This is a genomic window from Flagellimonas spongiicola (assembly GCF_023502425.1).
GTDB lineage: Bacteria > Bacteroidota > Bacteroidia > Flavobacteriales > Flavobacteriaceae > Flagellimonas > Flagellimonas spongiicola.
Map to the genome: position 1 here is coordinate 533,199 of NZ_JAMFMA010000001.1, position 12,903 is coordinate 546,101.

Annotated in this window: 4 protein-coding genes and 1 tRNA gene; all 5 read left to right on the forward strand. The window is 41.5% G+C overall.

The annotated features are described in order from the left end of the window. Positions 1 to 34 precede the first annotated feature (34 nt). The 5 genes from M3P19_RS02610 to M3P19_RS02630 all read left to right on the forward strand — a co-directional run bounded on the left by M3P19_RS02610 (position 35) and on the right by M3P19_RS02630 (position 12,848). Positions 35 to 8,353 carry a T9SS type B sorting domain-containing protein gene (locus M3P19_RS02610; protein ID WP_249656060.1) on the forward strand — a complete coding sequence of 2,773 codons (8,319 nt, stop codon included), beginning with the start codon at positions 35 to 37 and terminating at the stop codon, positions 8,351 to 8,353. 89 nt (positions 8,354 to 8,442) lie between these two features. Beyond that, a tRNA-Pro gene (locus M3P19_RS02615) sits at positions 8,443 to 8,516 on the forward strand. A 310-nt stretch (positions 8,517 to 8,826) separates the two neighbouring features. Then, entirely contained in the window at positions 8,827 to 9,360 is a 534-nt protein-coding gene (gene mog / locus M3P19_RS02620; RefSeq protein ID WP_249656061.1) for a molybdopterin adenylyltransferase, read from the forward strand. A 416-nt stretch (positions 9,361 to 9,776) separates the two neighbouring features. After that, positions 9,777 to 11,051: a ribonucleotide-diphosphate reductase subunit beta gene (locus tag M3P19_RS02625; RefSeq protein ID WP_249656062.1), complete on the forward strand. Its 1,275-nt coding sequence runs from the start codon at positions 9,777 to 9,779 to the stop codon at positions 11,049 to 11,051. A 3-nt stretch (positions 11,052 to 11,054) separates the two neighbouring features. Then, entirely contained in the window at positions 11,055 to 12,848 is a 1,794-nt protein-coding gene (locus M3P19_RS02630) for a ribonucleoside-diphosphate reductase subunit alpha (RefSeq protein ID WP_249656063.1), read from the forward strand. The last annotated feature ends 55 nt before the right edge of the window (positions 12,849 to 12,903 follow it).

The window sequence follows — 12,903 nt, forward strand, 5'->3', positions numbered from 1 at the left end:
ATCTGACGTATTCTACCATAACAAGACTTAACCTATGCTCCCACAGAAAACAAGGCATTTGCTGTATGCCGTGCTGTTGGTGTTTGTATCAATATTTGGTTCCACAGTGCTTGCAAAAACGGAAGTCAGAGAAGCTCTGACCCGATTTTCCAGTGCAGTTTCGGGAACAAAAGATGACCATGCTACCAAAACGGTAGTTGCCAATGAATCGGTAAAAGAAAAGCGTTCTTCAGCGCTTGAGATGAGCCCCATGTTCATGACCATAATTCAAGGGGCTAATGAAGAAGTGGTGTGTCCAAATGATGGTAGCACACTTGCAAAATTTTTCCTATGTGGTACCAGTGATATCAGAACCTTATCATTGAGTCTATCCGGTAGTAGCTACGAATGGCAACAATTGGATACGAACACTTGTGCGCCCACTGTTGTTGACGATTGTCCTACAATCAATGCTGCCTGTACTTGGAATACCGTTGGAACTACCGCGACCTATAGTCTTTCTACAGCAGGCGAATTTAGAGTACGTGTGGATTCCGGTCAGTATTTTTATTTCAAATCCACTTTAAATCCCTTAGATCCACAGCTTATAAAAGACGATATTATTTGTGGTAACCCCGGAAGAGTGGAGGTGACGAATGTTCCGGCAGGTTATGAATATAGTATTAGTGGAGCATCAGGACCATATCAGGATGATCCATATTTTGATGTTACCACAGCGGGCAATTATATGGTTTGGGTTCGATTGAAAAATGTATCTGCCAGTGCCTGTGTTTTCCCTTCCAATACCGTAACTGTGGATGATTTGGACATTACAGTGGATGTTACAGCCAACGATATTCTTTGTAGCGGGGAATTGGGGAGTGTGGATGTCCAAGTGGCGGGCGTACCAGGATTTTATACCTATCGACTGATTAAAAATGGTGTTACTGTTGATACGTTTGGTCCCAATGGCGCCGATTCCTACACCTTTGCAAATGTAAGTCCAGGAATATATACCATTAGAGTAGATACCAATGATTGTTCGGAAACAGTTACCACGGATACCTCAGGGGCCTTAATAGAAATTGGAAATGGGATTAGTCCATTGGATGTGTCAGCAACTGCTTCCGATAGTTTTGGTTGTGGCGCGACTTCTGTCGATGTGAATCTAACTACATCAGGAGGAACCGCTCCATACCGTTTTAGTGTGGATGGTGGTGCTTTCAGTGCTCCGTATTCCGGAAGCGCTACATTTACAGTAAGTTCTGCAGCTGCATATGCTATATTGGTAGAGGATGCCAATGGATGTCAAAGAGGTGCATCAGTAGATGTTCCTAACATTCCACCTCCTATTTTCAATATTACTCCAGAGGATGCCAATTGTGGCGGTGTCAATGATGGTCGGATAACAGTTAATGTAACCAATGGTTTCGGTTATGAAATTGAGTATAGTATTGATAATGGTACAAATTATCAAGTCAGTAATGTATTTTCCAATTTAGCACCAGGATCGTATGATATTGTATTAAGATATGAGCAGGACTCCTTTAGCTGCACCACTACACCTCAAAATACTACAGTAGGTACGCCAACGGTTATCAATGCAACGGCAACAGCTGATTCAGCGCCAACCTGCCTTAATGAAAATGGAGGGCAAATTACCATATCCGGGGTCTCCGGAGGAACAGCACCTTATGAGTATAGTATTGGAGCAGGTTTTGGATCAGGAGCTGTGTTCAGCAATTTAGGTGTTGGGTCATATACCCCATTGGTAAGAGATGCCAATGGTTGTGTACAAACACTCCCAGCCATTGTTTTCAACACGTTGAATAAGCCTACGGATTTGGCATTTACAATATCTAGTTTGGATTGTATTTCCACTACGGCTGCAGTTGGTTTAGTCGTTACTGGAGGAACAGGACCATATACCTATGAAATCATTGCCCCGGCTGCAAGTGCGGTAAATAATGGCACGAATGATACATTTACTGGCCTTGGATTAGGGACATACACGTTTAGGGTAACGGACAATGAAGGTTGTAGTTATGATGAGAACTATGCGATTACAGATATCAGTTCAATTGGGGTACAAGCCCAACAAACTCGTGTAGTTACTTGTGTTGGAGATGCAGATGGAGAAGGACGTTTTCTAGTTGACGGTTTTGGTACGACATATAGTTATAGTATTGACGGAGGAACAGTTTTTACCGGTCAGAATGCAGGGATAATACCAGTTACCGGTTTATCAGCAGGTAGTTATGTGATTTCCGTAACAGACGAAGACACCAATTGTACGGATACTTCTACTTTGGTGATTGAGGAACCTTCCACGGCTTTTGCCATAGCAAGTTTAGATGTGACCGCAATGAGCTGCCAAAATGGAAATATTGGTGCTGTTAGAGTTAATACCGTTGGAGGTTGGGGCGGTAACCGATACACCTTGAGCCAACCTGATGGATCTACGCGCGGCCCAAGGAATGGTAGTGTGTTTTCAAATTTATCACAAGAAGGTTTGTATCAAGTAAGTGTGACAGATGCCAATGGCTGTACCGTTACGGATAGTTTTAACCTTACGGCATTGGAAGCGCCAACACTGACATTGGATACCGGAGCATCGGATTTCTGTTATGATAATTTTACGGCGGCGACTTTGGTGGTAAGTACGACTTTAGGCACCGCACCTTACCAATATCGTATTAATGGCGGGGCACTTGGTGCCAGTAATACATTTTCTGGTCTTACACCTGGCAATTATACTATTGAAGTAATTGATGCCAATGATTGTAGAGATACGGTAACAGCCACAATTGAACCGCAGGTTATTGCAAATGCTACTACCATCCAGGAGCTTGATTGTGCAGGACCTCCGGCGCAAATACAGGTCAATATCGGTAATGGATATACCTCTGGAGGAAATTACGATATTTATGAAGTCAGTATCAACGGTGCACCATATACATCAGATAGTAACAACATAACAGGCAATTCATTTGTCTATAACATTCCCAATGATGGTTCCATTATTGTAGATACCACATTCCAGTTTTTGATAACTGATAGTCAAGGTTGTACGACAGAATCCAATGTGGTGACCATTTCACCCCCAGAAACAATTGCTGGTTCTGTTGTTGGAACCGATACCCAATGTGGTGACAATACCAGCGGTATTGTCGAATTGATTCCTGATACCACTCAAGGTGTGCCTCCATATGAATTTAGTAATGACAACGGAGCAACATTTGTATCCGGGAACATTTTTGGTGGTTATGGAGCAGGCACCCATGGTGGTTTTGTGATTCGGGATAGTAGGGGCTGTATAAGTCCAGCTTATAGCGTCACTATTGCAGCTAGTGCAGCTTTAGATGCCACCGCAACGCCAACACCTGCAGTCTGTTCAGCCGGTGCGGTAAATGGTTCAGTATCCACAACCATTAATAATGGTGTAGCACCTTTTGACTACGTTTTGCTTGACGTTGCTGGGAATTTAGTGGCTTCCTCTATGGGAACTGGAAGTACAACCGTGAATTTCCCAAATTTACCTTTAGGTAATTATACGGTCGTTACCACAGATGCGCAGGGTTGCGAGGACAGGGATGATGTGGTAATAGACCAGAATGTATTGGATCTAATTCCTTTGGATCCACCACCTGCACTATGTACGGATGCTTTTATTTCATATCGAGTACAGGCAACTGGAGGAACTGCGCCATACGAATTTCGATTGGTAGGCGACCCAACTTTTGTTCCTGCCAATGTAAACGGTGTGGACATTCACGACTTTTCTGCTGTAGTGACTTTTGGTGTGACCTATTTTGTTGAAGTAAGGGACAACCTGGGCTGTATTTATATTGAGGAAATTGATCCAATTACAGCGCCAAGCCCTGTAACGGTTTCAGCAACAGCAACTACGGCCTCCTGTAATGTAGCGGGTAGTGGCGCAATAGATTATGAAGTTACTGGTATAGCCAGCCCTGCTAATATCACGGTAACACTTGAAAACACAGATTCGGGTACCACGATTAATGGACCTACCAATCACCCAACAGCTATAATTCCATTTAACGACACATTTACAGGATTGGCACCTGGTAATTATCAAATTTTGGTTACCGATAATGCTACAGGTTGTACTGGAAGCACATTGGTTTTCATAGGATTTAGTTCTCCTTCCATTGTTATAGATAGTAATGTTCAAGCGACATGTACATCCAATGCATTTGTGTCTGTAAGAGGTATCGGTTCAGCAACACCATTCAACTACGCATACGTTCCTTCAGGTGCCGTACCTCCAACGGTATTCAGTCCGGATACCACTTTCGAGATTCCAGGACCTTATCCCTCGAACTATGATTTTTACGTACAAGATGTAAACGGTTGTACAGCCATGGTGATGGCAACGGTATCACAGGAACCTGGTGTGCCAAATCCAACAATTGATGTCACGAATCAGTGCACAGCTACCAGCGGATATCAAATAGAGGTTACCTCACCTTTAACCACAGGGTCAGGATTGCCGGAAGATACATTTATGTATGATATTGGAAGCGGTTTTCAGACCAGTGTGAATTTTGTGGTGCCCAACCCAGGTAGTTACGTGATTACCGTACGAGATGGTAATGGATGTACCAATACAGTGACTGCTGATGTATTTGATTTCTTTGCCATTACTGCGGATGCAACTTCTTTTCCAACATGTAATGCAGGGGATGGTGAAATCACGGTAAATACCACCGGTGGTAGCGGAGTTTTTGAATTTCAGCTAAGGGATGCCGGAACACTAGCGAACATTGGACCACCTCAAAACTCAAATATCTTTACCAATGTTCTGCCAGGGGATTATAACATTTTGGTTACCGATTTAAATTCGAACACGGCCCCGCTATGTTCTGATGAAGCACTAGTGAATGTTTCCACTGTGAATACACCAGTGATTACAGCTACCCCAAGTACTAACATTACCTGTAACGGAGCTGCTGATGGTACAATTGCTATAGAGCTTCAACCTGGTAGTGATACGGATACACCTATTAATTACATTCTGTATGATGGTGCCAGTTCTACAATTTTGGCAGGTCCGCAAGCGTCACCGATTTTTGATAACCTTACTGCGGATACTTACCAAGTTGAGGTTGTATCGGATAGGGGTTGTTCAGATCGTTCGGGAAATGTTATTATTGATGAGCCCACAGTGTTACAGGTCGATGCAATCCATACAGAATTCAGCTGTAATCCATCAAGTAATCAATTTAGTACAGCAACAATTACGGTTTATACCGATACCAACGGCGATGGAACCGGGGCATTAACAGGAACTGGTCCGTATACCTACAGTTTAAATGATGGTACACCACAGTTTGATGGTACTAATTTCCAAACCAGCAATGTATTTGAAGTTATTGATAATGGTACCAATCAATCCTTCATTTTGACGGCTCGGGATCAAAATGGATGTGAAGAATCAACCACGGTTAACATTAATACCCCGACGGATATAACATTTAACTATGATGTTGGACCAATTAGCTGTGATGCCACTGGTGTGGGAGTAAGTCCTGGTTATATTGAGATCATTGTTAACGAAGGACCGGGTAATTATGAAGTTGAAATTCTTCCATTAGGTTCGGAACCTGCTCGCAGTTCTTCAGGTACTGATCGTGTGGTATGGGATATTGCAACACCTGGTGATTACATCTTCGCCGTTACTGATATTGGGAATGGAGGATGTTCGTATTTAACGACCACCATAAATATGCCGGAGTACAATACAATTGAAGCGGTTATCGCAGAGGTGCGTCCAGTAACATGTTTTAATGGGAATGATGGTGAAATAAGCATAACGATCAATAATTATAGTGGAGCTTACAATTATGAGGTCTTCTCTAGGGATAATGCAGGTGTGGAAACATCTACAGGTGTAACAGGAAGTTTTGATACCACCGCCCCAATAAATACGCCAGAAATCATAACAGGATTGCCCGCCGGTAATTTGATTGTACACGTAGAAGCGTTGGATACGCCGTTTTGTGATGTCGTAAGTAATGTGACAACGGTTAGATCACCAGACCGACCTTTGGATGTTGTTGCCATTCAAACGACTGAAGTAACTTGTAATGTACCTGGTTTTGGCGAAATAACAGCTACTGGTGATGGCGGATGGGGTACGTATGAATATCAATTGATAGCACCAGATGGAACAACTGTGCTTGTGGATTATCCAAATACCAATCCGGTTTTTCCAGGCTTATCAACAGGAACTTATACAGTGAACATTAGGGATTTGAGAGGGTGTGAAGAAAGTACCACGATAAATTTACCATTACCTACTCCTATTACGGCAAATATTCAAGTAGTTCAACCACTTCGTTGTAACAATGATAATGACGGAATAATAGAAGCCCATAATATGGCAGGAGGTCAGGGACCAGGTAACTACTTGTATCAATTAAACCGGATTACTGATGGAACCAATAGTGGTTTACAGACTACACCAACCTTTGCCAATCTTTCTGCTGGAGAATATACGATCACCATTTTTGATGGATGGAATTGTAGTTTTACAACCGTTCCGATTACAGTTCAAGACCCTGAAATCGTAATCACTGAATTAGTGGAATTACAACCTCCAGGATGCGGAGATTTGGGTCGAATGCAATTGACAGTGTCGAATCCGGAAATTGGGGTGGATTATTTCTATCGCAGATCAGGTACAGCGGATCCTTTCACGCCGTTTGGTGCTGGAATGACAAGTGTGGAAATTACTGCTGATATCACCTTGGATCCTGGACCATTCCAATATGATGTACAGAATTCCAACGGATGCCCGTTTGAACGATCTAATCAGATTTCCTTGGATCCAGCTGCACCTCTGGTGATTGCCTTGGATTTGACAAATGCAACGATAAATTGTGCCGGTGAAGCAACAGGAATTATTCGTTCCGAAGCTTTTGGAGGTATTGGCAGCTATGTGTATACCTTATTGAATTCAAATACACCTCCAAACCCAACACCTGCAACTACGGTTAGATCAGCTCAAAGCTCTGGTATTTTCAGGGATTTGCTTCCTGGAACGTATTATGTTTATGCCCAGAGTGGGGGGTGTGAGGCAATTTCCGACCCCATCATTATAGAACCGAAACCGCCGTTGGTGCTCGAGTATTTAGAGGCGGTTCCAGTGGCTTGTTATGGCGACACTAATGGACAGATCATAATTGAAGCGAGTGGAGGTACTGGAGATATTCGTTATTCGATATCGGATACGCTAAGTGAATTCTTTGAAGGGGACGACCCTGCTAATCCAAATAGGAAAACGTTCAATGATCTTTCACCTAGAACCTATGACGTTATTATCCAAGATGATTTGGGATGTACCATTACAAGAACGGTTGAGATTACACAACCTATGGAATTATTGGCTGGTGTAGCATCAACCACCCCTGAAGTTTGTTTGGGGGATATGGATGGTACGTTGACCTTGGAAGTTACCGGAGGTACTGCTCCATATTACACCAGTGTAAATTCTGCAGATGATGTGGACTTCGTACAAAACGATACCATGTTCTTTGATGGATTAACGGGAGGAGAAACCTATGTGATCTTTGTGCGTGATGCCAACGGTTGCCAAACAAATGTAACCGCGGATATTGGTCTTGGAATAGAACTTATGGCCGAACCTATTGTGGAATACGGTTGTGAGGGGATTTTCCCCAATAGTACAGCAACTGTAGCCATTGCAAATGAATCACTATTGGATAGACTCTTGTTTGCGTTGGATGTTGACGATATCAATTTAGCTACGGAGCAGCGTGTGTTTGGAGATCTGCCACCAGGAGAACATACAGTTTATATTTATCATGAAAACGGTTGTGTCACCTTTGTTGAATTTGAAATTGATGCTTACGAGCCATTAACCTTGGACGTGATGAAAACTGGCCCAACGGAAATCACTGCGGTTGCCAATGGGGGCTTTGGGGATTATGAGTTTTTCTTCCAAGGAGAGTCCTATGGTGAAACCAATACGTTTACGATTACACATGATGCCAATATCAGCGTAATGGTTCGGGACAGATATGGATGTATGGCCAATTTAATCATGCCTTTCAATTTTGAGGGAATGCCGGAGATGCCTCCATTCTTTACACCTGACGGGGACGGAATGAATGACAATTGGTATCCTAGAAACAGAGAATTCTTCCCAAATATAGATGTGATAATTTACGACCGATATGGGCGAGTAGTAGCACGATTGAATCAGGTTAAAAAATGGGATGGAACCTATGAAGGTCACCCACTTCCAACAGGTGATTATTGGTATGTTGTTTTTGCAAATGATCGTGAAAAACAACAATATGTTGGGCACTTTACGCTATACAGATAAGCCTCAAATTAGCTAAACAGCAAGCTTCCAAAATAGTTGCGTTTTGGAAATGAGGTTTCATATTAATTTATATTTTTGCATTCCGATTTCGGGATGTGGCGCAGTCTGGTAGCGTACACGCATGGGGTGCGTGTGGTCGCTGGTTCGAATCCAGTCATCCCGACAAGCTAAAGCGTTGAAGGTTTTCGTAGAAAGTTCACTTTCTTAAGGAAACCTTTCGCTTTTAGATACAATTATAGCTTTGCTATAATTTGCAACAATCCTTTGCTCTGGATGCACGTAGTGAATCCAGTCATCCCGACGATAACCCTTCAATTTTAGAAAAAAGCACCGTTCGTAAACAGTGCTTTTTTTATTCCGAAAAACTTAACAGTATTTGCTGCTATTAAAAAATACAAAGCGTTTAATTTCGTCAAGCTTTAAAAATTGGAGTTTAAAAGAAATAAGCTTGTAATAATTAAATCTAAGGGAAAGTGGAGCATGCTAAAATTGGAATAATCAATGTGTCGGACCGCGCAAGTCGAGGGGAGTATGAGGATATACCCGGCAAGGAAGTCAAAAGACTACTTAATCTATGGTTGGTAAGTCCTTGGGATTCGGAGTATGCCGTAATTCCAGACGAGCAGGACCAATTGGAAAAAGAAATGATACGAATGGCGGACGAAGTAGGGTGTTGCTTGATTGTCACAACTGGAGGTACGGGACCTGCAGTTAGGGATGTTACACCTGAAGCAACCATAGCCGTCTGTGATAAGATGCTACCTGGATTTGGAGAGCAGATGCGACAAGTGAGTTTACAATATGTGCCAACCGCGATTCTCTCTCGTCAAACCGCAGGAATAAGGGGTAAGGCATTGATCGTAAACCTTCCAGGCAAACCAAAGGCAATACAAGAGTGCTTAGAAGCTATATTTCCTGCAATCCCATATTGTATTGATTTGATTGAAGGGCCTTATTTGGAGCCTAATTCGGATGAAATAAATGTCTTCAGGCCAAAGCAAGGATAACAAGTTTTGATGGCTGTGTTAACAAAGTCGTCAAAACAAAAACTTTTTCAATTTAATTTTCAAATTGATGATGAATTGAAATGAAAAAAGGTGTCGAACAAACTCAGCACCTTTTTTATTTAGTGTTAATTTCAAGTGTTGAAAATCTAATGAAAATCGCTCTAAACTCCCTTAAAAACAGCGATTAATTCGCTTGTTTCACCAATTTTCCTACACCATTGAACAGCGATAAGCTCTTTAATAGGAAAATTTTCAAATAATTGGAAATCAATGTTTTATACGGGGAAAGCTGACCTTTCTGGTGCTGTTGATAAGATTGTGAAGAACACATTTGGTCGGTCGTAAAATCAATGTAAAGAAAATGTGAATTTTACAGTAAGCTTTAAAAGCGATTCCAACCTAAATTCATTTTCTTCATGGAGATTACCCATATCACTAAAAGGGATTTTAGTACAAAACCCTTCGAGCTTTATAAGATTACCAACGCTGTTTTAAAGGCAATGACGGCTGTTGAACATGGTCAAATGGTGGATGCTCAAGCTATTGCGAACAATGTACATAAAGCCCTTTTGGAGCGAAAGGTTTTGGATTCGGGTTACGTACCAACAGTAGAAGAAGTACAGGATATTGTTGAGACCAAATTGATGCAGAGTGAGTTCCAAGATGTGGCCAAGGCATATATCATTTATAGGAACAAACAAGCGCAAGACAGACAATCCAACATCTTTGAAAAGCGTATTAATTTAAAGCCTTACGAATACCCACAATTATATGAATACGTCCCAGCGATAAGGCACTCGTATTGGATTCATACCGAATTTAATTTTACTAGTGATATCCAAGATTTCAAATCTAGGCTTACAAGTGTTGAGCGCACAGCTATTAAAAACACCATGCTTGCCATTTCCCAAATTGAGGTGGCGGTAAAGACGTTTTGGGGGGACATCTATCATAGAATGCCAAAACCAGAGATTGGTTCCGTAGGTGCCACCTTTGCGGAAAGTGAGGTAAGACATCACGATGCATATTCCCATTTATTGGAAATTCTAGGCTTGAACAAAGAATTTGAGACCTTAAAGAAAAAGCCCGTGATAATGAAACGGGTACAATACCTGGAAACCGCCTTGAAAAATGCGAAGAGCGAAGACAACAAGGAATATGCAGAATCAATTCTGTTGTTCTCATTGTTCATTGAACATGTATCCTTGTTTTCACAGTTCTTGATCATCATGGCATTCAATAAGCATAAAAATATGTTCAAGGGCATATCCAATGTAGTGGAAGCTACTTCCAAGGAAGAACAAATTCACGGGGACTTTGGAATTGATGTAATAAACATCATCAAAAAAGAGAACCCTAATTGGTTCGATGATGAATACCAAAAAACCATTCAGCAATTATGTGAGGATGCCTTTAAGGCCGAAAGTAAGATTGTGGATTGGATTTTTGAGGATGGTGAACTCGACTTCTTGCCAAAAGCTGTGGTCAATGCGTTTATCAAAAACAGATTCAACAATTCCTTGGAAAGTATTGGTATTGCAAAAATGTTTGAAGTCGATCAAGAGTTACTCAAGCAAACAGAATGGTTCGATGATGAGATTATTGGGACCAAACATGGCGATTTCTTCGTAAAACGATCAATTAACTATAGCAAAAGAACACAAAGTATAACCAGCGACGACCTTTTTTAAGATATGGAAAACAAAACCTTCGAGAACCTGAATACCCAAACCGAAACCAAAACTTCAACCTCACAAGATTTAGTTAATGCTAGAAAAGAAGGACTTGATAACTTAAAAACGAAACCACAGGAAGGCTTTAAATGGTTAAATGATCACAGTAGGAAATTCTTGGGGTCTGGATATTTGACCGATGGTGCCACTCCAGAGGGTAGAATCCGGGAAATAGCGGAAAGGGCTGAACATATTCTACAACTACCGGGTTACGCGGACAAGTTTTACAATTATATGTCCGAAGGTTTTTTCTCATTGGCTTCTCCAGTGTGGTCCAACTTCGGAAAAGAACGTGGACTTCCAATCAGTTGTTTTGGTTCCCATATTGATGATGACATGGGGAATATCCTTTACACCCAGTCTGAAGTTGGAATGATGTCAAAGCTGGGTGGAGGTACTTCTGGTTACTTTGGAAAAATAAGACATAGAGGGGCACCCGTTAAAAACAATGGCGAAGCTTCTGGTGCGGTGCATATTATGCAGTTGTTCGAATCGATGGTGGACGTGGTAAGCCAAGGTTCAGTAAGAAGAGGGCGCTTTTCACCGTATTTGCCTATTGAACATCCAGATATTATGGAATTCCTTGAAATTGGAACAGAAGGGAATCCAATCCAACAATTGACACATGGCGTGACGGTTACCAATGAATGGATGCAGGAAATGATTGATGGAGACGTGGATAAACGTACCATTTGGGCAAAAGTGTTGCAATGTCGTGGAGAAATGGGGTATCCTTATGTGTTCTTTACGGACAATGCGAATAACGCCAGCGCAGATGTTTATCAAGATAAAAAGCACAAAATCTACGCGAGCAATTTGTGCACGGAAATCATGTTACCCTCCAATGATGATTGGTCCTTTGTGTGCGTACTTTCCAGTATCAATTTGTTGCATTATGATAAGTGGAAGCAAACAGATGCGGTGGAAACCATGGTATATTTCTTGGATGCTGTCATCACTGAATTCATTGAAAAGCTTGAAGTATATCGAGATTCATCAAATAGGGATGATAGACAAACATTCCTTTTCATGGAAAGAGCGTACAATTTTGCCAAAGAGAATAGGGCTTTAGGTCTTGGTGCTCTAGGATGGCATTCTTTATTGCAATCCAAAAGAATACCGTTTGATAGCCAAGAAGCTTACAATTATAACAATGAGATATTTAAAGCCATAAAAGAGCGATCTTATAAGGCTTCAGAAGAATTGGCAAAGCGTTTTGGAGAACCAAAGGTTCTTGAAGGTTATGGAAGACGTAACGCAACACTTAATGCCATAGCACCAACGACTTCTTCGGCCTTTATACTCGGTCAAGTATCACAGGGTATCGAACCAATTTGGTCCAATATTTACGTGAAAGACATTGCAAAGATCAAAGTAACGATCAAAAATCCATTTTTGATGGATTTGCTGGAAGAAAAGGGGCAAGATACAGATGAGGTTTGGCGAAGCATTCGTGATCGTGATGGATCGGTACAGCATTTGGAATTTTTAACCGAAGAAGAGAAGTCAGTTTTTAAGACGTATTCCGAACTTGATCAGTTGGATGTGGTCTATCAGGCCGCTGCCCGTCAACACCATATTGATCAAGGACAATCTGTAAATATCATTGTTCATCCTGATATGCCCACAAAGGATATCAACAAAATACATGTTTCTGCTTGGAAGCTAGGCCTTAAATCTTTGTACTATCAGCATAGTATGAATGCCGCCCAAAAATTTAAGCAGAAAAAGGAATGTACGAGTTGCGAGGCTTAAGGCTTGTGCTTTTAAGAGAGAAAATTGTAACTTTTAAGTCCTATTTTAAAAGTCA